This window comes from Rhodopseudomonas sp. G2_2311 (genome assembly GCF_047501505.1).
Taxonomy (GTDB): Bacteria; Pseudomonadota; Alphaproteobacteria; order Rhizobiales; family Xanthobacteraceae; genus Rhodopseudomonas; species Rhodopseudomonas palustris_H.
On record NZ_JAZDRK010000005.1, the window covers coordinates 183,267 to 203,528 of the forward strand.

The window sequence follows — 20,262 nt, forward strand, 5'->3', positions numbered from 1 at the left end:
AGACATGGGCGACAATGACGGCCAGGTGCCGCTTCCCGACCTCAACGGTGCCGATGCGCCGCCGCTGGCCGACGTCGGTTACCAGGAAGACGAACAGATTTCGCGCGTTGCCGCCGATCTCGAGGCGGTGTTCGACGTGCCGGTGCAGGTGTCGGCCGTGCTCGGCCGGTCGAAGATGGACGTCGGCGAGCTGCTCAAGCTCGGACCCGGCGCAGTGCTGGAACTCGATCGCCGCGTCGGCGAGGCGATCGACATCTATGTGAACAACCGCCTGGTGGCACGCGGCGAAGTCGTGCTGGTCGAGGACAAGCTCGGCGTCACCATGACGGAAATCATCAAGGCGGACACTTAAACGCGAAGCGCGCGGGACTCGCGCGGCAGGAGATCTAGGAGCAATCCATGCGGCTTCTCATCGTCGGCACCCTGAAGGGCCAACTCACCACCGCGACCAAGATCGCGATCGATAACGGTGCGTCGGTCACGCACGCCGCCGACAACGAACAGGCGATGCGGGTGTTGCGAGGCGGCAAGGGCGCCGACCTGCTGCTGGTCGATGTCGCGCTCGATATCCGCGATCTGGTGATGCGGCTGGAGGCCGAGCACATCCACGTGCCGATCGTCGCCTGCGGCATCGCCTCCGATGCCCGCGCCGCGGTTGCCGCAATCCACGCCGGCGCCAAGGAGTACATCCCGCTGCCGCCGGATCCGGAGCTGATCGCCGCGGTGCTTGCGGCGGTGGCGAATGACAGCCGCGAATTGGTGTACCGCGACGACGCAATGGCCAAGGTGGTGAAGCTGGCGCAGCAGATCGCCGGCTCCGAAGCCTCGGTGATGATCACCGGCGAGTCCGGCACCGGCAAGGAAGTGCTGGCGCGCTACGTCCACAGCCGTTCCAATCGCGCCAAGAAGCCGTTCATCAGCATCAACTGCGCGGCGATCCCCGAACACCTTTTGGAATCCGAACTGTTCGGCCACGAGAAGGGCGCCTTCACCGGCGCGGTGGCCCGCCGTATCGGCAAGTTCGAAGAAGCCAGCGGCGGCACGTTGCTGCTCGACGAAATCTCCGAGATGGACGTGCGGCTGCAGTCCAAGCTGCTGCGCGCGATTCAGGAGCGGGTGATCGATCGCGTCGGCGGCAAGAGCCCGGTGCCGGTCGACATCCGTATCCTCGCCACCTCGAACCGCAATCTCTCGGAAGCGGTGCGCGAGGGTACCTTCCGCGAGGATCTGCTGTTCCGGCTCAACGTCGTCAATCTGAAGATCCCGCCGCTGCGCGAGCGGCCCGCGGACATCCTCGAACTCGCGCAGCACTTCGCCAAGAAATACGCCGACGCCAATGGCGTGCCGCTGCGACCGCTGTCGGCCGAAGCGCGCCGCGTGCTCACCACCAATCGCTGGCCGGGCAACGTTCGCGAACTGGAAAACACCATCCACCGCGCGGTGCTGATGGCGCAGGGCGACGAGATCGGCCCCGAAGCAATCATCACGCCGGACGGCGACCGGCTGGATCAAGCCAAGACCCCGCCGGCGGTGGCGCATGCCACCTTCGCGGCCGAGCAGGTTACTCGGGCGCTGGTCGGTCGTACCGTGGCCGACGTCGAGCGTGATCTGATCCTGGAGACGCTGAAGCACTGCCTCGGCAACCGCACCCATGCGGCCAACATCCTCGGCATCTCGATTCGCACGCTGCGCAACAAGCTCAACGAATATGCCGACGGCGGCCTGCCGATCCCGCCCGCCGGCGGCGGCGAGCCCCGCGCCTTCGTGTCGATGGGGTGAGCGCCATCTTCGTGTTTCCGCGACCCTGAAGAGAGCCCTCCGGCCCCCTCTGGAAGGTCTCTCCTCCGCCCCTCCTCCTGAAAGGAGGTGGGGCGGAGAGGGGCTATTTGGCAGCAAAGAGTAACTTCATCCGCTGTCATTCCGGGCGCGAGCGCGAGCTTGCGAACGCGGAGTGCCGAGCTTGTTATCACTCACGCGCACCGCACATCGAGATTCCGGGTTCGCTCACTTCGGGAGCGCCCCGAAATGACCGGAAATTTGTCTTTCATCAAATATCAAGATCGAAAGGCGCGTCGCCCGACGACGCAAGGCACCTCCATCCGCGGCCGGCTGCCTCGCCCGCCCTTGCGGGAAGAGGTTGAAGTAGCCTCACGAATATTTCGGAGCGTCGGGATTGCGGAAGATGCGGATTGGATCGCCCGGGGTGAGCTTCGGCGCGGTCAGAATCGCATAGGCGTACAGCGCCAGATAGGCGCAGGCGAGTGCGCCCACCCCATACAGCATCCAAGTCGCCACACGCCGCATCTCGTTCATCCTCCGCCTGCGGAAGATGGCGATCTGGCCGTCAGAGTCAAATCGTCAGCTACGAAAATCCAATCGCCGCAGGATGATCCCCGGAGGCCGGCCTTCCATCTCCGCGTTGGCGAATTTGCGTTCGGCGCAGCTCTCGATGCTGGCGCGCAGCCGCATGAACTGTTGCTCTCGTTGGGCTGGTGGGGTCCGCTTCGCCCCGTCGAGAAAGTCCATCGCGTCGGAACTGATCGCGCAGGGCACTTCGGTCAGATCGTTGATCATCGAAAACAGCACCACGGAGCGGTCCTCGTCGTAACCGCGAAAGCTGCCGCTGGTAAAACTCATGGTGGATCATCCTCGTGTTGCGGGCGGCCCGCGCGGTTCAGGCCCGGCTGGTGCTGCTGTCGGCTTGTCGCGCGTCTCGCAGCGCGTCCGGTTCGATCGTGAGCATTTCTACCGCGGATTGGCGCGGCGGCGCGCAGGGCACCGTGATCATCGTCGCGACGCGGCGGAACACCGGGAACGACAGACCCTCGATCAGTTCTTCGTCGGTGATGACGTCGTAAGCGCCCGCCGGCAACTCGCGATCGATGCCGCGGAGTCGAAATGGGTGAGCGAAGACGATCGTTTCGCGGCGCGTTCGGGTGGTCATGGACGCCTCCTTCGGGCCGCTGCGTCCGATCATCGGCCGTGTCATGTTACGCAGCGATGATCGCTGCTGATGCTGCGCCTTTTCCTGCGCGATAGCCATCGAATTCGTCGTCAGTGGCTCGTTTGGTCTGCAACAGCTTGTTTTTAGGCCCTCGAGTGCCATTTAGAGAAAGCAGCCGGCGATCAGTTCCGATCAGGCCCACGGCGCGATAGTGGAGACCGCCAACCCATGAAGCTCCGCGTCGGCTATGAGATGATCTACGATTTCCCGCAACCGACGCCGATGATCGTGGTGCTCGGCACGCATTTCAGTCGGGCCTCCGACATCATCGTTCCGGATTTCCTCACCGTCGATCCGGCGGTGCAGATCACGCCGTATCGCGACATGTTCGGCAATTGGTGCAGCCGCCTGGTGGCACCTGCGGGCCGGATGCGGCTTGCCGCCGAAGGGATCGTGCGCGACAGCGGAATCCCGGATCCGGTGGTGTCGACGGCGACTCAACATGCGATCGAAGATCTGCCGGCCGACAGCATCGTCTATCTGCTCGGCAGCCGCTATTGCGAGACGGACCTGCTGTCCGACACCGCATGGAAGATGTTCGAGACCATGACGCCGGGCTGGCCGCGGGTGCAGGCGATCTGCGATTTCGTGCACAACCATATCAAGTTCGATTACCAGCACGCCCGCGCCACCCGCACCGCGCATGAAGCGTTCGACGAGGGCCGCGGCGTGTGCCGCGACTACGCCCATCTGGCGATCGCGCTGTGTCGCTGCATGAACATTCCGGCGCGCTACTGCACCGGCTATCTCGGCGACGTCGGCACGCCGAAGCCGTGGGCCGCGGGCGATTTCGCCGGCTGGTTCGAAGCGTTCATCGGCGGCCACTGGTATACGTTCGATCCGCGCAACAATGTGCCGCGGCTCGGCCGCGTGCTGATCGCGCAGGGCCGCGACGCCGCCGACGTGCCGATCACCCAGACCTTCGGCCCCAACACCCTGGTCAGCTTCAAAGTGTGGACCGACGAAATCGACGAGACCGCCGACCGTTCGCACTGACACTGTTCCGGTGACGCGTTTCGTGCCGTCGGCACCAAACCCGGTTCCGATTCAATTGGAGCCGGATTTGCTTTAGCTTGCGGAACCGAATCGCCGCGGGTCCGCCCGCCGCGTGGTCCGCCCGCGAGATCCCATGACCACCTTCACCCCTGTCCAGGACGAGGCGCTGAAAGCCGTCGGCGCCTGGCTCAAAGCCAAGCCCGGCCGCAACGGCACGCCGCTGGTGTTCCGGCTGTTCGGATTCGCCGGTACCGGCAAGACCACGCTGGCGCGTGAAATTGCCGAAGGCGTCGATGGCGAGGTCAAGTTCGCCGCCTTCACCGGCAAGGCGGCGCTGGTGATGCGCAACAAGGGATGCGACGACGCCTCCACCATCCATTCGCTGATCTATCGCACCAAGGAGAGCGGCGTCGAACAGCCGAGCTTCGAGCTGTGGGACGACGCGCCGGCCTCCAAAGCCAAGCTGATCGTGATCGACGAATGCTCGATGGTCGACGAGGAACTGGGGCGCGACCTGATGTCATTCGATTGTCCGCTCTTGGTGCTCGGCGATCCGGCGCAACTGCCGCCGATCCAGGGCGGCGGCTTCTTCACCAATGCCGAGCCCGACGTGATGCTGACCGAGGTGCATCGCCAGGCCCAGGACGATCCGATCGTTCGGCTGTCGATGGACGTGCGCGAGGGCAGGGGACTCGAACGCGGCCGCTATGGCGACACCGAGGTGGTGACGCGCGATCAGCTCGATCCGCAGCGGGTGATGGATGCCGATCAGGTGCTGGTCGGCCGCAATAACACCCGCCGCGCCTACAATGCGCGCTTCCGGCAGCGGCTGAACATCGAAGATCCGTTTCCGGTCGGCGGCGACAAGCTGGTGTGCCTGCGCAACAACCGCAAGAAGGCGCTGTTCAACGGCGGGCTGTGGCGTGTGAAGTCGCGGTCGCCGATCAAGACCAAGATCATCACCATGCGGGTGACGCCCGATGAGGAGTTCGGCGGCCGCCTCACCAAAGTCTCGGTACGTCAGGAGTGTTTCTCCGGCGGCATCGAAGATATCAGCTGGGATCAGCGCAAGCCCTACGACGAGTTCGACTACGGCTACGTGCTCACCGTGCACAAGAGCCAGGGCTCGCAATGGGATGACGTCGTGCTGTTCGACGAGAGCTTTGCGTTCCAGGACAGCCGCGCCCGCTGGCTCTACACCGGGATTACTCGCGCGGCGAAACGGCTGAGCGTCGTGGTGTAGTTAAGCGAGGCCGTACCCGCGTCGCCCTCACCCCAACCCTCTCCCGCAAGCGGGAGAGGGAGTTCGCTGCGCTGGCGGCAGCGCCAAGCACGAAAAGCGCGTGCTTGCCTCAAAAGGTTGGGGCTCACTCAAGAATCTAGATCTTCTTGATCGGAGAACTCACTCCGAGCACTGCTTGCTCCTTCTCCCGCTTGCGGGAGAGGGGTGGGGTGAGGGCGCCCCAGGCAGTGAGCTTCAGGTGGTCGCGACCCGCCAGTTACTCCGCCTTCCGCGCCACAAATGTCATCCGCCACGGATTGTGGCCGATGTTGCGGTCGGCGCGGCGGGGGGTGAAGCCGGCGGCGGTGAGTTTGGCCAGCATCTCGGCCTCGCTGTAACGCTGCAGGCCGATCTTGGTGCGCAGCTCGCGGTAGTCGGACAGCGCCGTTCGCGCCAGTCCCCACAGCGCATCCTTCATGAAGCCGTGGCGGCGCGCCATCAGTAGCAGCGACAGCACATCGCGCGGCATCCCGACTTCGGGCCGCAGGATATCGCCGAGCACCAAGCTGCCAGGCGGCGACAGCAGCCGCCGGATCACCGCAAATGCCTGGTCGAGTTCGGCCGGCTTCATGTATTGCGCCACAGAATTCATCACCACGAGGTCGACCGACCCATCAGCCATGGTCCGCAGGTCGTCGAGCGACCGCACCCGGATCTTGGTGTTGAGCGCGTAGCGGGCGATCAGCCGGCCGCGCACCCCGGGAGCGGGCTCCGCCAGGATCAGCTTGCCGCAGGCATCCGCGACGCTGGGGGCTGACAGCGCCTCGCCGCAGGAATAGTCCAGCACCACTGCACCGGGGGAGGGGATGTAGTCGATGATGTCCCTGGCGATCTCGGCAAAATGCACGTCGCGATGGCGTTTGCTGACATAGATCGTGTGGGTGGAGTCGTAATAGTCGATCCAGTCGTCCATCCCGTGACCCCGAAACACCCGCCGAACCAAGCCGAACGCGGCCAGATCCGGGCCGATCGGTGCAGTGCCGCTGTCTTCGCATGGCTGTTCCATGAATGGAACGCCACCGGACGCAGCGCGTTGATGAGGGGTCTAACGTGTTTCGCGGGAAACACCAATGCACAGCCGAAACATCCAAGACCGAGATTTCGGAACCGGCTTGGATCGACCGGGCCGCGGCCGCCCCGCCTGACCGTTGCATTCACCCTCCGTCAACCGCATCACCGCAGGACGCTTCATCGTGACCAAAACCAAATCCGCCTCCGTCGCCCCCGAACTCGACACCCCGACCGACCTGCCGCCGCAGTCGGTGGAGAAGATCTCGACCGCGCTCAATGGCCTGCTGGCCGACTCGTTTGCGCTGTATCTGAAGACCAAGAATTTCCACTGGCACATCAGCGGCCGTCACTTCCGCGATTATCATTTGCTGCTCGACGAACAGTCGGCGCAGATTCTCGCCACCACCGACGAGCTCGCCGAGCGTGTGCGCAAGGTCGGCGGCACCACGCTGCGCTCGATCAGCCATATCTCCAAGCTGCAGACCATCCAGGACAATAACGACGACTACGTGCCGCCGCGCGAGATGCTGCGCGAGCTGATGAACGACAACAAGAAGGTCGCCGCTGCAATGCGCAAGGCGCACGAGATCGTCGACGAGTGCAAGGATGCGGCTAGCGCCGGCCTGCTCGAAAACTTCATCGACGAAACCGAAAAGCGCACTTGGTTTCTGTTCGAAGCCACCCGCCAGGAAGGCGCCAACGAGGCGTAAGGGGCGAGGGCCGTTACAAAAGGCCCTCATTGAATAGGCCATCAGAGATAGCCTTTTGCCCAGCACCGCGAACTCCCTCACCCCGCCCTTGCGGGAAGAGGGGGGACCCGCGCACTGATCTTGCAGCTTCAATCTATCTTCGACGCTCGGCCTCGCGGACACGCCGTCACCTGACCGGGGGCGCCGGTCGACCTCTCCCCGCGCGCGGGGAGAGGTGTCAACCTTCTTCTGTGAGATGCTGTGGGACGACCCGCTTACTTCGCCCACAGCCGCAGCAGTGGCCCGTTCTTGCCGTATAACGGATCGGTCTCCGGTAGCGATACCTTCGGAATTGTCTGCAGCGCCTTGCGATAATTGTCCGGGGTGGGACGTGTGACCTGCATCTTGGGCCCGGGGGGATAGGCGCCAACCACCGAGAAGTCGTGGCTGGCGAACAGGCATTTGTGCCCGGTGCCGGCCGGCAGCACCGCGACGTCACCCGGCGTCAACTCGATTGCTTCGCCTTGTTCGCCGCCGAACAGCACCATCGCACGGCCGCGCGCGACGCCGAGCGCCTCATGCACCGTGGCGTGATAGTGCTGGTAATCGAAAATCCCGTTGCGCCAGCGATCGCCCCAGCCATTGCGTTCGAACAGATCCTCGACCGCTTGCTCCGGATCGCGGCCGCCGATGTCTACCGCGTGCTTGTAGAGCAGTAGCGGCAGAGGGTTGTTCGGGATCAGCCCGTCGTCATCGAACACCAGCGCAAGCGGTTTGATCTGGTCGCGGGCAAGCGACATGGCGTCTCCAGCGCGTGCAGGGAGGGATCGTCAGCTGCTGAGATAACGTGACGTCGCGCCGGGCGTTCCCGCGTTCGTCACCGGGTGACTGTGCCCGGATCAGATTCCGGGTTCGCGAGCTAGGCTCGCGCCCCGGAATGACAAGTTGACAGGATGATATGAATAAGGCCGCCGCGGTTACGCGGCGGCTTTCTTCGCGCGCATCAGATCGGTGAAGCGGCGGAACAGGTAGTGCGAGTCCTGCGGGCCGGGCGAAGCCTCGGGGTGATACTGCACCGAGAACACCGGCTTGTCGGCCAGTGCGATGCCGCAGTTTGAGTCGTCGAACAGCGACACGTGGGTCTGCTGCACGTTGGCCGGCAGCGTCGATTTGTCGACCGCGAAGCCGTGGTTCATCGAGGTGATCTCGACCTTGCCGGTGGTGAGATCCTTGACCGGATGATTGGCGCCGTGGTGGCCCTGATGCATCTTTACGGTCTTGCCGCCGAGCGCGAGGCCGAGCATCTGGTGGCCGAGGCAGATGCCGAAGGTCGGCACGCCGGTCTCGATCACCTTTTGGATCACCGGCACCGCGTACTTGCCGGTCGCGGCCGGATCGCCCGGGCCGTTCGACAGGAATACGCCGTCCGGCTTCATCGCCAGGATGTCTTCTGCCGAGGTGGTGGCGGGCACCACGGTGACCTTGCAGCCTTCGCCGGCCAGCAGCCGCAGAATGTTGCGCTTGATGCCGTAGTCGATCGCGACGACGTTGAACTCGGGCTTGTCCTGTCGGCCGAAACCTTCACCCCACGCCCACGGCGTCTCGTCCCAGGTGAAGCGCTGGCCGGAGGTGACCATCGGCACCAGGTCCATGCCTTCCAGGCCGGGCCACTCACGGGCCTCTTCCTTCAGCGCGTGCAGGTCGAATTCGCCGTTCGGCGAATGCGCGATCACCGCGTTGGGCATCCCCTTGCTGCGGATCAGCGCGGTCAGCGCGCGGGTGTCGATGCCCGACAGGCCGATAATGCCGCGCGCCTTCAGCCAGGCGTCGAGATGGCGCGCCGAGCGATAGTTCGACGGATCGGTGATGGCGCTGCGCAGGATCACGCCGCGCGCGCCGGGCGTCGCCGCCATGTTCACCGTCTCGATATCCTCGTCGTTGGTGCCGACGTTGCCGATATGCGGGAAAGTGAAGGTGATGAGCTGCCCGGCGTAGGACGGATCGGTGAGGATCTCCTCGTAGCCGGTCATCGCGGTGTTGAAGCAGACCTCGCCGACGGCGTGGCCCTCTGCGCCGAGGCCGAAGCCCTCGAACACGGTGCCATCGGCGAGCACGAGCAGCGCGGTCGGCTTGTGGTCCGGCCAAGCGGGATGGGATGCTGAATTGGTCATGAGCGCACTACATAGTCGCGGGCGTCGCCGACGTCAAAGCACCGCCCCCCTCCAATTGTTCGCTTTTGGACGAGATTTGACAGGGAATTTGGCTGTCCTAGGCTCCGCGGCGGGCGCAGGGGCAGAATCGTGCGCGGGGAGAGGTTGAATGGACACATCATTGCCGGTGCTGCTGGTGCCGGGTTTGGCGGGCTCGCCACGGATCTACGCCCCGATCCTCCCCGCGCTATGGGCTTGCGGCTCGCCGGTGACGGTCGCCAACCACATCCGCGACGACAGCATGGCGGCGATCGCGCGGCGGATTCTCGCCGAGGCGCCGGCGCGGTTCGCGCTCGCCGGGCATTCGATGGGTGGCTACATCGCGTTCGAGATCATGCGTCAGGCGCCGGACCGGGTCGCCAAGTTGGCGCTGATCAACACCCAGGCCCGGCCCGACAGTCCGGAAGCCACCGAGCGCCGCACCCGGCAGATCGGGGAAGCCGAGGCCGGCCGGCTGCACGCGGTGCTGGACGAGCTGTATCCTGGCTTTGTCCACCCGTCGCACCGCGAGGACGCCGCGCTGCAGAGGATCGTCCACGATATGGGCGACGACGTCGGCGCCGCCGGCTTCGTCCGCCAGCAGCGGGCGATCATCGCCCGTGCCGATTCCCGGCCCACGCTGGGGACCATCGGCTGTCCGACCCTGGTGGTTTCCGGCGACACCGACACCACCATTCCGAACAGCCTGTCGCAGGAAATGGCGGAAGGCATCGGCGGCGCCCGGCTGGTGATCATCCCCGATTGCGGTCACCTGCCGCAGATCGAGCAGCCCGCCGCCACCGCCGCCGCCCTGGCGGACTGGCTGCGGAACTAGAGTTGTTTCGGCCGGCTGAACCGCCTACATCAGGCGCGAAAACCGTCCCTCGTCATTGCGAGGAGCGTAGCGACGAAGCAATCCAGAGTCCCGCATGCGGAGCGCTGGATTGCTTCGCTTCGCTCGCAATGACGGTCCCGACGAAGATGCGAAGGAGCCCGACATGCTGCGCGACGACATCAACAACGCCGTGAAAGAGGCGATGAAGGCCAAGGACGAGCGCAAGCTGTCGACGCTGCGGATGGTGAACTCGACCATCAAGAACGCCGACATCGAAGCCCGCGGCCAGGGCAAGCCGCCGCTCTCGGACGGCGATCTGCTCAGCCTGCTGCAGAAGATGATCAAGCAGCGCCAGGAATCGGTCGAGCTGTACGACAAGGGGGGCCGCGCCGAACTCGCCGACCAGGAGCGTGCCGAGATCGCCGTGATCCAGGCCTACCTGCCGCAGCAGATGTCCGACGACGAAGTCAAAGCCGCGATCTCCGCCACCATCTCCGAAACCGGCGCCGCCGGCATCAAGGACATGGGCAAGGTGATCGGCGCCCTGAAGGCGAAGTACGCCGGCCAGATGGATTTTGGCAAGGCGAGTGGAATGGTGAAGGCGGCGCTGACGGGCTAGTTGGCGCTGACGATTGCTCGATAATCAAGTCCGCACCTTCGTCGCCGCCCCAAGCACCGTCATTCCGGGGCGCGAGCGCAGCTCGCGAACCCGGAATCTCGCAGTTGCTACGTGCGGCGCCCGCTGCAGATGAACTCTTCGGGATTCCGGGTTCGCCGCTGCCCGGCGCCCCGGAATGACGGTGCTTGTGACTGACGCCGCTGACTCCGTCATTGCGAGCGCAGCGAAGCAATCCAGTCAAGTGTACTGGGCTGGATTGCTTCGTCGCTGCGCTCCTCGCAATGACGGAATCGTAGCCACTGCACTCGTTAGTGCCCCATCGCCGGCTTCGCGCTGCGGTCGACGCTGCGCAGCGACAGCGCCAGCGGGATCATCGCGGCGGCGATCAGGCCGAGCGCGACGAACACGTCCAGATAAGCCAGCAGCGCGGCTTGGTTTTCGACGATCTGTCCGACCACCGCCATCGCACTGCCGGACTTGCTGCCGGTGGCGTTTTGGGTGCCGAGATAGCCCTGGATCTGCGCCAGCGTGTCGTGCAGCACCGGATTCCATGATCCGACGTGTTCGCTCAGCCGGCTCTGGTGAAACTGCTCGCGCCGCGCCAGCACGGTCTGGCTGATCGACACGCCGATTGAGCCGCCGAAATTGCGCGCCAAATTGATCATCGCCGAGGCCTGGTCGGTCTTGTTCGGCGGGATGCCGTCGTAGGAGGCGGTGGTGATCGGGATGAAGATCAGCGGCAGGCCGATGCCGAGATAGATCCGCGACAGCGCGAAGAACCAATAGTCGGCGTCCGGCGACATCCGCATCAGATCGATCATCGCGCCGCCCGCGATGGTGGCGCCGAGCGCGATCAGCCAGCGCGGCTGCACCGAGCTGCCGAGCCGGCCGACCACCACCATCATCACCATGGTGACGAGGCCGCCGGGCGAGATCACCAGACCCGCCAGCGTTGCGGTGTAGCCGAACCGCTCCTGCAGCAGCTGTGGCACGATCTGGGTGGTGGCGATCAGCAGCGCGCCGGTCGCCAGCATGATCACGAAGCAGGTGCCGAACTGCCGGCCGGTCAGCATCCTGACGTCGATCAGCGGCCGCTCGCGCGACAGCTCCCACGGCACGAACGCGATCAGCGCCGCCGCCGAGATGATCGCGAAGGTGACGATGAAGGTTGAGCCGAACCAGTCGTCGACCTGGCCACGGTCGAGTACGACTTCGAGCGCGCCCAGGAAGGTCGCGACCAGCACGAAGCCGACGATGTCGAAGTTGAGCCCCTTCTCCCACAGCTTCTCGCGCTCCTGCCGCTGCTTCCCGGAGGAGGGAATGATCAGGTAGATCAGCGCCAGCGTGATCACGCCGACCGGCACGTTGATCAGGAAGCACCAGTGCCACGACAGATTATCGCTGAGCCAGCCGCCGAGCGTCGGGCCGACCACCGGCGCCACCACCACGGCGATGCCGTACAGCGCAAAGCCTTGCCCGCGCTTGGCCGGCGGAAACGCTGCCGCCAGAATCGATTGCGCCACCGGCGTCATGCCGCCGCCGGCCAGCCCCTGCATGATCCGGAACACCAGCAGCGATTGCAGATTCCAGGCAAAGCCGCACAGCAACGAGCTGACCGTGAACAGCGCGATGCACACCAGAAAGAAGTTCTTTCGGCCGAACATCTGGGCGATCCAGCCCGACGCGCACAGCACGATCGAGTTAGCGACCAGATAGGTGGTGACGACCCAGGAGGCTTCGTCGCCCGACACCGCAAGGCCGCCGGCAATGTAGCGCAGCGCGACGTTGGCGATCGTGGTGTCGAGCACTTCCATGAAGGTCGCGACCGACACCAGCACCGCGATCAGCCACGGATTGGCGCCGCCATATTCGCCTTCGCTGTCGGCCATGGCGAGAGCCTTACGGGCGGACGGTGACGCGCGGCACCACCGACATGCCGGGGCCGAGCTCGACATCCGGCGGCTGATCGAAGGTGATCTTCACCGGCACGCGCTGCACCACCTTGACGTAGTTGCCGGTGGCGTTCTCGGCGGGTAGCAGGCTGAACGCCGTGCCGCTGCCGGCCTGGATGCTGTTGACGTGGCCGGGATACGACTTGCCGTAGGCGTCGATGTGGATGTCGACCGGCTGGCCGACCCGCATCAGCTCGAGCTGCGTCTCCTTGAAATTGGCCGTCACCCAGACATCGAGCGGCACCAGCACCATGATGGCCTGGCCGGGGGAGGCGAGGGCGCCGACTGCCCCGGTCAGTTTGGCGATGCGGCCGTCGGTCGGCGCGCGCAGCTCGGTGCGCTGCAGATTGGCGTCGGCCTGCTCCTTCTGCGCCTGCGCGGCCTTGAGCTGCGCCTTGGCCTGCTCGACCTTGGCGCGCAGCACGTCGATCTGACGGTCGGCGGCGAGCTTGGCGGCGTTGGCGGCGTCGAGCGCGGCCTTCTTGCTGGTGAAGTCGGATTGCGCCTGCTGGGCGCGCTGCACCGTGCCGGCGCCTTTCTGCACCAGCTCCTGATAGCGCTGGTTCTCGTCGGTGGCGAAGGTGAGCGCGGCCTGCGCTTCCTGCACCTGTTGATTGGCCTGCTGGATCTGCGCCTGCTGCGCACCGATCTGCGCCTCGATGTCGGTGATCGAGGCCTGCGCCTGCAGGATCTGCGCGGCCGCCTGATCGACCGCGGCCTTGTAGTCGCGCGGATCGATCGTCGCGAGCAGGTCGCCGGCCTTGACGATCTGGTTGTCGGTGACGTTGACGCCGGTGATCGCGCCCGACACCTGCGGGCTGATCAGCACGGTGCGAGTGTCGATGAAGGCGTCGTCGCTGCTCTCGTAGTTGCGGGCATGCAGCCACCACAAAATGCCGCCGCCGATCGCTGCGATGATCAGCACCGCCCCGATGCTGGCCGCCACTGGATGACCACCGATCAGCGCTTTAAGGCCGCCGGGTCGGTTCGCGCGGCGGTCTGATTCGTTGCCGGGTCGGTCGCGGGTGTCGTCGTCGCGGCGTCGCTGTTCGGTCGGAGGGAGAGCCGGCGATCGCGACGGCGCAGGCGCCGCTTCAGGCCGGGCATCTGCAGAACGACGGTCGCGATCCGCGAAATCGGAACCGGCGGAGGAGGGGCTGTCCAGGGTGCTCATGAGGAAACGCTCTTGCGCGCAGCATCGCCGCGCCAGCCGAAGCAACACTGCAGTGCAAAACAGGTTCCATTCGGAAACTGCAGAGGATGCCCGCGATCAGAGGCTGCGATCTCGACCCAAAATTCGCTCGTCCAAGTGTTCACGACGGTGTGAAAGGAGGTTCGATGACCGCGCTGGCAGCGGGGGTGGGTCGGCGAGATTGCCAAAACGCGTTCGAATGCCTCGGTGAGTAGCCAATTTCGCGCGTATTGCGACGCGAATTAGTTGTGCGGTGCGGCGGGAACTAATCGAGGCGCATAGCTCGCATTAGTCGGCTTGCTATCAAGCTGATTGACGGTCGTCGAACTCCGCGCCTTAATACATGCAACTAATAACGAACGATGCCCACGAACCAGGGAGGAGCGACCATGTCGATCTCCGGTAAGGTTGATCCCGTGGTGCGGCCGATCACGATCGGCGACATTGCGGAAGCGTTGGGTCAGGGGCTGCGGGACTTTCAGGCCGCGCCGCTCTACGGCCTCGCTTTCGGCGCGTTCTATGCAGCGGGCGGATTGCTGATTCTCGCCTGTCTGACGGCTTTCCATATGGTTTATCTGGCCTATCCGCTCGGCGCCGGCTTTGCGCTGCTTGGGCCGTTCATCGCGCTCGGGCTTTACGAAGTCAGCCGGCAGCGCGAGGCAGGCAGGCGGCCGTCGATGATGCAGATCATCGGCCTGATGCGCAGCCGCAGCGAACTCGGCTGGATGGCGTTCGTCACGCTGTTCCTGTTCGTGATCTGGATGTACCAGGTTCGGCTGCTGATCGCGCTGTTCCTCGGGGTCGGCGCCTCGTTCGGCAGCCTGCAGGAATTCATCTCCGCGGTGCTCACCACCAACGAGGGCCTGGTATTCCTCGCGGTCGGCAATTGCGTCGGCGCTTGTCTGGCTCTGGTGCTGTTCTCGCTGACGGTGGTGTCGTTCCCGCTGCTGCTGGATCGCGATGTCGATTTCGTCACCGCGATGGTGACCAGCGTTCGGTCGGTGGTGAAGAGCCCGCTGCCGATGATTGGCTGGGCCGCCACCATCGTCGTGCTGCTGGCACTCTCGGCGCTGCCGTATTTCCTCGGTCTAGTGGTGACGCTGCCAGTGCTCGGTCATGCCACCTGGCACCTGTATCGAAAGATCGTTGCGCCGGTCGCCGCGGAGATGCCGGAGAGCGAGTCCGAGACCAGCAACGTTGTGGTGATGCCGAAGCGCGCCGCCACAGGCTGACGCCTCCAGATCGACAGGCGCCGGTCTCACTCCGGCGCGCCGGGGACGGTGACGCCCGCGCGCCGCAGCGCCGCGATCATCTTCAGTGGCGGCTGCATCGCGATCCGCGGGGCGCGACCGGTTTCCAGCCGGCTTGTCAGCGACGACAGGATCGCCGGCCGGCCCGATGGGGCCCCAGCCGCTGACATCGGTCATGCTGCGTTCCGGCTGCGGTTACGCTGACACGTGAGCGGCTTCCGCGGCGGCATGCGCCGGGGCGGCGAACGGCAGCGGCTCTCCCGTCTCCAAAATGCTCTTCAGGCTGGCCAGCACCATCGGCCAACCGAAGCTGATGCTCGGCAATGTCGCGCTGCCTTCGTCGAAGTCTTCGTGGGTGACTGTCAGCTTGACGAGATCGCCTTGCGGCTCGATCTCGTAGGTGACCCGCGACGGTTTCTCCCGGCGCATCACCGGGTCCCACACCGAGACCCAATCGTACGCCAGCCGACGCGGCGGATCGGACTCCACGATGGTGCAGCGGTTCTTGATCTCGCCGCCTCGCTCCATCGTCATTTCCGAACCGACCCTCCAGTCCGAGCGCAGCGTGCAGTCCATCCAGTAGCGCCGGGTGAAATCGGCGTCGGTCAACGCGTGCCACAGCCGCTCCGGCGTGGTGCGGATATAGGTGACGTAGGCGAATTCCGGCTTACTCATCGCGCGTCTCCAATTTGCGTTTCAGGTCGCTGAGGGCGGCGAGCCGGCCGCGCTCGAATTTCCTGATCCAGCGGTCGCCGATCTCGTGGATCGGCACCGGATTCAGGTAGTGGAGCTTCTCGCGGCCGTGTTTGACCGTGGCGACCAGATTGGCCGCTTCGAGAATCGCAAGGTGCTTGGTCACGGCCTGCCGCGTCATCGCGAGGCCGTCGCAGAGATCGCTCAGCGTCTGCCCGTTACGGGCGTGGAGCCGGTCCAAAAGGGCGCGCCGCGAACCATCCGCCAGCGCTTTGAAGACCTCATCCATAGCGGCGATAATAGGCAACCAAAAGGTTGCATGTCAACACCGAGCAGCGACGCGGCCTTTCGCCAGTCGTCGCAGTCGCGCAGGGCTGCTAACGTCTCGGCTGGAATCGTTGCGTGAATGGGAATGCCATGGCTCTCGAAATGTACCTGACCTTCGTCACCGCCTGCATCGTGCTCGCTCTGCTGCCGGGGCCGGTGGTGACGCTGGTGATCGCCAACGGCCTGCGTCACGGCACCCGCGCAGCATTGCTGAACATCGCCGGTGCGCAGCTCGGGCTTGGTCTGGTGATCGCGCTGGTCGCTGCCGGTCTCACCACGCTGATGGCGACGATGGGCTATTGGTTCGACTGGGTACGGTTTCTCGGCGCAGCCTATCTGGTGTGGCTCGGCATCGGCCTGATCCGGAAGCCGGTCGAAGGTCTGTCGACCGATCAGCCGCCGCCTCCGCCGCGCGGCGGCTTCTTCCTGCAGGGCTTCTTGGTGCTGCTGGCAAATCCGAAGGTGCTGGTGTTCTTCGGCGCGTTCATTCCACAGTTCGTCGACATGCAGCGCGAGACGGTGCCGCAGGTGGCACTGCTCGGCGTCACCTTCATGGTGATCGCGGCGATGACGGATGCGAGCTACGCGCTGCTCGCCGGCCGCGCCCGTACGATGTTCTCCGCGCACCGCACCCGGCTGCTGTCGCGGATCTCCGGCGGCTTCATGATCGGCGGCGGTGTCTGGCTCGCGCTCAGCCGGGCGAAATAAGGCGCGGCCTTTGCCTTGTTGTGGGTAGGCTAAGCCGACGAAGCAATCCGGCTCCCGAGTGCTCGGCGCTTCTGGATTGCTTCGTCATCGGCTTGCAATGGCGCAGCGAGGTTCGCGGTGGTCCCGCTATCGCAGGGCCTGCTGTTGCCGCAGCGTGTCGCCGATCGTGCTTAGCACGCGCGCGAGCCGGCTAGCCCATTCCACCTGGCCGGCCTCGTCGGTGATCTGATCCTGGCGGATTTCGATGCCCGAGGTGATCAGGCCGCGTGCGGTGCCGTGCACCGGAATGGTGTAGTCGGTGCCGTCGGCGACCGCGTAAGGCTGGTTGTCGCCGACAACCAGGTCCGGCTCGCGCCGCAGCTCGGCGAGCAGCAGCGGTGGCAGCACGGTGCAGTCCTGATACAGTGTGCCGATGTGCCAGGGCCGTGCCATGCCGTGATACACCGGCGTGAACGAATGCAGCGCCAGCAGCACGGTCGGCTGGCCGGATAATTGCCGATCCTCGATCGCCGCCTCGATCCGCTGGTGGTACGGATCGAAGATCAGCCGTCGCCGCTCCGCGGCATGCTCGCGAGTGAGTCCGTCGTTGCCGGGGATCGTCGTCGCCTCGCTGACCAGCGGGATCGAACTCTCGGCGCTCGGCGGCCGATTACAGTCGATCACCAGCCGCGAATAGCGCTGCGCGATCAGATGTGCGCCGAGCGCATCGGACACCCGTTCGGCGACGCCTGCGATGCCGACGTCCCAGGCGATGTGGCGCGTCAGTTCGGCTTCGGGCAGGCCGAGATCGCCGAGCTGCGCCGGGATCCGGCGGCCGTAATGGTCACACACCAGCAGGAACGGCGATTGTCCGTTCTGATTGCGCTCGATCACCGGAGGCTCTCCGGCATCGAGGCTGAGGAAATTATCGCGCACGCCGTCCATCACCGAACCTGCCTATCGCCTTTTGTCGTCCGAGCCCCACCGAATCGGTAGCGGATTCGCCGGCGCGGCGTCGAGACGATTGAACTTCGCCGTCACGAACCGGGCATGACATCCCGCCGACGTTTGGATAGCTTCGGCCCGACTTGCTGAAGTTGCGGTGAATGATGTCCGATCGTCTGTTCGTTTATGGCACGCTGATGCGCGGCTACGACCATCCGATGGCCCGGCTGCTGTCGTCGAATGCGGAGTTTCTTGGGGCAGCTTCGATGCCGGGCCGGCTGTATCTGGTGCGGCACTATCCCGGCCTGGTGCCGTCGGATGATCCGGCCGACCGCGTTCACGGCGAAGTGTTCCGGCTGCATCGGCCGGACGAGGTGCTGGCGCAGCTCGACGATTACGAAGGCTGCGGGCCGCGCGACCAGCGCGCGGAGTACCGGCGCGAGATCGCCCGCGTGACGCTGGAAGGCGGCACCGAGCTCGACGCGTTCGTGTACTATTTCAATTGGGATGTGGCGCGGCTACCGCGCATCGAAACGGGGCGGTTTCAGCCGGAAGCGTTTTCCGGCTGAAAGGGCCTGAAGACTTCTAGCCGGTAAGGTGCAGCTCGATCCGCGCATTGGCGGCCAGCGGCAGCAGGGTCAGCCAATCCGGATCGCCCGGCTCGGTGAGGCAGAAGCTCGGAAAGTCATAGGCTTCGACCGATGCGGTGGCGATATCGAGCACGTGGCCGCAGTCGTCGCATTTCCAGGAATGGATCTCGTACACCCCGTCGATGGCTTCCACGCCGAGCGACGTCATCTGCGCATTGCAATGGGCACAATTAGCCATGGTCTGGCTCCTTATCGTTCGAACGCGACGCTCCAGAACTTCGGAAGCGACGCGGGTGAGCCCTTTAAGCCTTGGCTGATCGTTCTCCCCCGACTCCCCCGCATTGCGCAGGGTGCGGCAGTTCAATCCCGCTTGCGCGGTGCAGCAATGAGCTGGATCAAACCGGCTCCGCTTGCGAATTGTCGCGGGTTTACAAGGGTATCGCCCATGCCGCAATGCGAAATATTGCGGGGTGATGACATGCGTGTGCAACCGCGTAACTACACGCAAATAAAACTATCGGTCTACGACAGGGCCGGTTCACGCCTGGTTCCCGCTGAGAGAACGTGGTTTTTTGTCGGGAGCGACCGGTGGATAACTAGGACAACTCCGGCCCCATTAACCCATGTGGGCCGGCAGCCTATATCCATGGTCGGTTGGCGCCGCTGCTGAGCGCTGTTTGCTGAAGCCCTTAACCTCCCGAGCCCATGCGCTTCTCGCCGCAGTTCCTCGACGATCTGAAAGCCCGGCTGTCGGTGTCGGAGGTGGTCGGCCGTCGCGTCAAGCTGAAGAAGGCCGGGCGGGAGTGGAAGGGGCTGTCGCCGTTCCAGCAGGAGAAGACGCCATCGTTCTTCGTCAATGATGAGAAGCAGGCGTGGTTCGACTTCTCCTCAGGCAAGAACGGCTCGATCTTCGACTTCGTGATGCTGACCGAGGGCGTCGACTTCCCCGAAGCGGTCGAACGGCTGGCCGCGATGGCCGGCGTCGCACTGCCGGTTCAGACCCAGGAGTCCGCGCGCCAGGAGCAACGCCGCAAATCGCTGTACGACGTGATGGAGCTGGCGGCGAATTACTTCGCCGACAATCTCGCCTCGCGCGCCGGTGCCCGCGCCCGCGGTTATCTCGCCGATCGCGCCATCATGCCGGGCACGCAGGTTAAGTTCCGCCTCGGCTACGCTTCGAACGAGCGCTACGCGCTGAAGGAGTATCTCGGCAAGCACGGCGTGCCGGTGCCCGACATGATCGAGGCCGGACTGCTGTCGGCGGGCCCTGATATTCCGGTGCCGTTCGACAAATTCCGCGATCGCGTGATGTTTCCGATCACCGATCTCCGCGGCCGTGTGATCGCGTTCGGTGGCCGTGCGCTGGAGAAGGACGTCGCGGCGAAGTACCTGAACTCGCCGGAGACGCCGCTGTTTCACAAGGGCGACAATCTCTACAACCACGCGCCGGCGCGCAAAGCCGCTCACGACGGCGGCGCGGTGATCGTGGTCGAGGGCTATGTCGACGTCATCGCGCTGGTCACCGCCGGTTTTCCCGCCACCGTCGCGCCGCTCGGCACCGCGCTGACCGAAGCGCAATTGCAGCACCTCTGGAAGATGGCCGACGAGCCGATCCTGTGCTTCGACGGCGACCGCGCCGGCCAGAAGGCGGCGTATCGCGCCGCCGACCTCGCGCTCCCGCATCTGAAACCTGGGAAGAGCCTGCGCTTCGCGCTGCTGCCGGAAGGCCAGGACCCCGACGATCTCGCCCGCGCCGGCGGCCGGCTCGCGGTCGACGAAGTGATTGGGGCGGCGCGCCCGCTTGCCGATATGTTGTGGGCGCGCGAGGCGGAGGGCGGGATGTTCGCCACCCCGGAGCGACGGGCGGCGCTGGAGGCCCGGATCAACGAGCTATCCAACGGAATCCGCGACGAAATCGTCCGTAAGCACTATCGCCAGGACCTCACCGACCGGCTGCGCGCCGCGTTCGCCCCGCAGGGCGGATTTGGCGGGGGCTATGGC

General features: G+C 65.1%; 24 protein-coding genes. 11 read left to right on the top strand and 13 right to left on the bottom strand.

The annotated features are described in order from the left end of the window. Positions 1-4 precede the first annotated feature (4 nt). Positions 5-352 carry a flagellar motor switch protein FliN gene (gene fliN, locus VRZ08_RS10880; protein WP_011156831.1) on the top strand — a complete coding sequence of 116 codons (348 nt, stop codon included), beginning with the start codon at positions 5-7 and terminating at the stop codon, positions 350-352. Positions 353-399: 47 nt separating this feature from the next. Beyond that, positions 400-1,779 (top strand): sigma-54 interaction domain-containing protein, encoded by a 1,380-nt coding sequence (locus VRZ08_RS10885; protein ID WP_107343410.1) that lies wholly within the window; start codon positions 400-402, stop codon positions 1,777-1,779. 369 nt (positions 1,780-2,148) lie between these two features. Here VRZ08_RS10885 and VRZ08_RS10890 read toward each other — a convergent pair whose 3' ends face one another. From VRZ08_RS10890 to VRZ08_RS10900, 3 genes are read right to left on the bottom strand one after another with little or no spacing between them, the layout of a single operon-like run. Further along, a complete protein-coding gene (locus tag VRZ08_RS10890) occupies positions 2,149-2,304 on the bottom strand; it encodes a hypothetical protein (protein ID WP_414532541.1) in 156 nt (51 codons plus the stop codon). Between the two features lie 54 nt (positions 2,305-2,358). After that, on the bottom strand, positions 2,359-2,637 hold the full coding sequence (locus VRZ08_RS10895) for a DUF1488 domain-containing protein (RefSeq protein WP_011156834.1): 279 nt from the start codon (positions 2,635-2,637) through the stop codon (positions 2,359-2,361). Between the two features lie 37 nt (positions 2,638-2,674). Next, positions 2,675-2,944 carry a hypothetical protein gene (locus VRZ08_RS10900; protein WP_042441404.1) on the bottom strand — a complete coding sequence of 90 codons (270 nt, stop codon included), beginning with the start codon at positions 2,942-2,944 and terminating at the stop codon, positions 2,675-2,677. 228 nt (positions 2,945-3,172) lie between these two features. Here VRZ08_RS10900 and VRZ08_RS10905 point away from each other — a divergent pair, with 228 nt between their 5' ends. Both VRZ08_RS10905 and VRZ08_RS10910 read left to right on the top strand, forming a co-directional pair. Then, a complete protein-coding gene (locus tag VRZ08_RS10905; protein ID WP_414532542.1) occupies positions 3,173-4,000 on the top strand; it encodes a transglutaminase-like domain-containing protein in 828 nt (275 codons plus the stop codon). Positions 4,001-4,133: 133 nt separating this feature from the next. After that, positions 4,134-5,243, top strand: a complete 1,110-nt coding sequence (locus VRZ08_RS10910) for an ATP-dependent DNA helicase (RefSeq protein WP_164634330.1) — start codon at positions 4,134-4,136, stop codon at positions 5,241-5,243. A gap of 256 nt (positions 5,244-5,499) precedes the next feature. Here the strand turns inward: VRZ08_RS10910 and VRZ08_RS10915 are convergent, their stop codons facing one another. After that, positions 5,500-6,195, bottom strand: coding sequence for a class I SAM-dependent methyltransferase (locus tag VRZ08_RS10915; protein ID WP_107357420.1), 696 nt, complete (start codon positions 6,193-6,195; stop codon positions 5,500-5,502). Between the two features lie 280 nt (positions 6,196-6,475). On the opposite strand from VRZ08_RS10915, the gene VRZ08_RS10920 reads away from it, so the two are divergent. Beyond that, positions 6,476-7,003, top strand: a complete 528-nt coding sequence (locus VRZ08_RS10920) for a Dps family protein (RefSeq protein ID WP_414532543.1) — start codon at positions 6,476-6,478, stop codon at positions 7,001-7,003. Positions 7,004-7,257: 254 nt separating this feature from the next. Here the strand turns inward: VRZ08_RS10920 and VRZ08_RS10925 are convergent, their stop codons facing one another. Further along, positions 7,258-7,782 carry a hypothetical protein gene (locus tag VRZ08_RS10925; RefSeq protein WP_346296735.1) on the bottom strand — a complete coding sequence of 175 codons (525 nt, stop codon included), beginning with the start codon at positions 7,780-7,782 and terminating at the stop codon, positions 7,258-7,260. A gap of 177 nt (positions 7,783-7,959) precedes the next feature. After that, entirely contained in the window at positions 7,960-9,153 is a 1,194-nt protein-coding gene (gene carA, locus VRZ08_RS10930; RefSeq protein ID WP_107354597.1) for a glutamine-hydrolyzing carbamoyl-phosphate synthase small subunit, read from the bottom strand. A 148-nt stretch (positions 9,154-9,301) separates the two neighbouring features. Here carA and VRZ08_RS10935 point away from each other — a divergent pair, with 148 nt between their 5' ends. Beyond that, on the top strand, positions 9,302-10,006 hold the full coding sequence (locus VRZ08_RS10935) for an alpha/beta fold hydrolase (RefSeq protein WP_414532544.1): 705 nt from the start codon (positions 9,302-9,304) through the stop codon (positions 10,004-10,006). Between the two features lie 163 nt (positions 10,007-10,169). Next, positions 10,170-10,625 (top strand): GatB/YqeY domain-containing protein, encoded by a 456-nt coding sequence (locus tag VRZ08_RS10940; protein WP_346296738.1) that lies wholly within the window; start codon positions 10,170-10,172, stop codon positions 10,623-10,625. 308 nt (positions 10,626-10,933) lie between these two features. Here the strand turns inward: VRZ08_RS10940 and VRZ08_RS10945 are convergent, their stop codons facing one another. Then, a complete protein-coding gene (locus VRZ08_RS10945; protein ID WP_414532545.1) occupies positions 10,934-12,514 on the bottom strand; it encodes a DHA2 family efflux MFS transporter permease subunit in 1,581 nt (526 codons plus the stop codon). Positions 12,515-12,524: 10 nt separating this feature from the next. After that, the gene (locus VRZ08_RS10950; protein ID WP_414532546.1) at positions 12,525-13,523 is read right to left on the bottom strand and encodes a biotin/lipoyl-binding protein; all 999 of its coding nucleotides are present in this window, start codon (positions 13,521-13,523) and stop codon (positions 12,525-12,527) included. A gap of 635 nt (positions 13,524-14,158) precedes the next feature. Between VRZ08_RS10950 and VRZ08_RS10955 the strand changes: the two genes are divergently transcribed. Next, positions 14,159-15,001 (top strand): DUF2189 domain-containing protein, encoded by an 843-nt coding sequence (locus VRZ08_RS10955; RefSeq protein WP_264054593.1) that lies wholly within the window; start codon positions 14,159-14,161, stop codon positions 14,999-15,001. Positions 15,002-15,027: 26 nt separating this feature from the next. On the opposite strand, the gene VRZ08_RS10960 is transcribed toward VRZ08_RS10955, so the two are convergent. The 3 genes from VRZ08_RS10960 to VRZ08_RS10970 are packed head-to-tail and all read right to left on the bottom strand — an operon-like array spanning position 15,028 to position 16,001. Continuing rightward, entirely contained in the window at positions 15,028-15,189 is a 162-nt protein-coding gene (locus VRZ08_RS10960; RefSeq protein ID WP_414532547.1) for a hypothetical protein, read from the bottom strand. 25 nt (positions 15,190-15,214) lie between these two features. Next, positions 15,215-15,694 (bottom strand): SRPBCC family protein, encoded by a 480-nt coding sequence (locus VRZ08_RS10965; RefSeq protein WP_414532548.1) that lies wholly within the window; start codon positions 15,692-15,694, stop codon positions 15,215-15,217. Next, on the bottom strand, positions 15,687-16,001 hold the full coding sequence (locus VRZ08_RS10970; RefSeq protein ID WP_107343422.1) for an ArsR/SmtB family transcription factor: 315 nt from the start codon (positions 15,999-16,001) through the stop codon (positions 15,687-15,689). The genes VRZ08_RS10965 and VRZ08_RS10970 overlap by 8 nt, the downstream gene beginning before the upstream one ends. 128 nt (positions 16,002-16,129) lie before the next feature. On the opposite strand from VRZ08_RS10970, the gene VRZ08_RS10975 reads away from it, so the two are divergent. After that, positions 16,130-16,747: a LysE family translocator gene (locus VRZ08_RS10975; protein WP_414532549.1), complete on the top strand. Its 618-nt coding sequence runs from the start codon at positions 16,130-16,132 to the stop codon at positions 16,745-16,747. A 126-nt stretch (positions 16,748-16,873) separates the two neighbouring features. Here VRZ08_RS10975 and VRZ08_RS10980 read toward each other — a convergent pair whose 3' ends face one another. Then, positions 16,874-17,671, bottom strand: coding sequence for an N-formylglutamate amidohydrolase (locus tag VRZ08_RS10980; RefSeq protein WP_264075845.1), 798 nt, complete (start codon positions 17,669-17,671; stop codon positions 16,874-16,876). A gap of 161 nt (positions 17,672-17,832) precedes the next feature. On the opposite strand from VRZ08_RS10980, the gene VRZ08_RS10985 reads away from it, so the two are divergent. Next, positions 17,833-18,240: a gamma-glutamylcyclotransferase gene (locus tag VRZ08_RS10985; RefSeq protein ID WP_264054597.1), complete on the top strand. Its 408-nt coding sequence runs from the start codon at positions 17,833-17,835 to the stop codon at positions 18,238-18,240. Positions 18,241-18,256: 16 nt separating this feature from the next. Here the strand turns inward: VRZ08_RS10985 and VRZ08_RS10990 are convergent, their stop codons facing one another. Then, positions 18,257-18,499 carry a hypothetical protein gene (locus tag VRZ08_RS10990; RefSeq protein ID WP_011156850.1) on the bottom strand — a complete coding sequence of 81 codons (243 nt, stop codon included), beginning with the start codon at positions 18,497-18,499 and terminating at the stop codon, positions 18,257-18,259. A 467-nt stretch (positions 18,500-18,966) separates the two neighbouring features. Here VRZ08_RS10990 and dnaG point away from each other — a divergent pair. Continuing rightward, positions 18,967-20,262 (top strand): DNA primase (dnaG, locus tag VRZ08_RS10995; protein WP_414532550.1); only part of this gene is annotated, 1,296 nt, incomplete at its 3' end.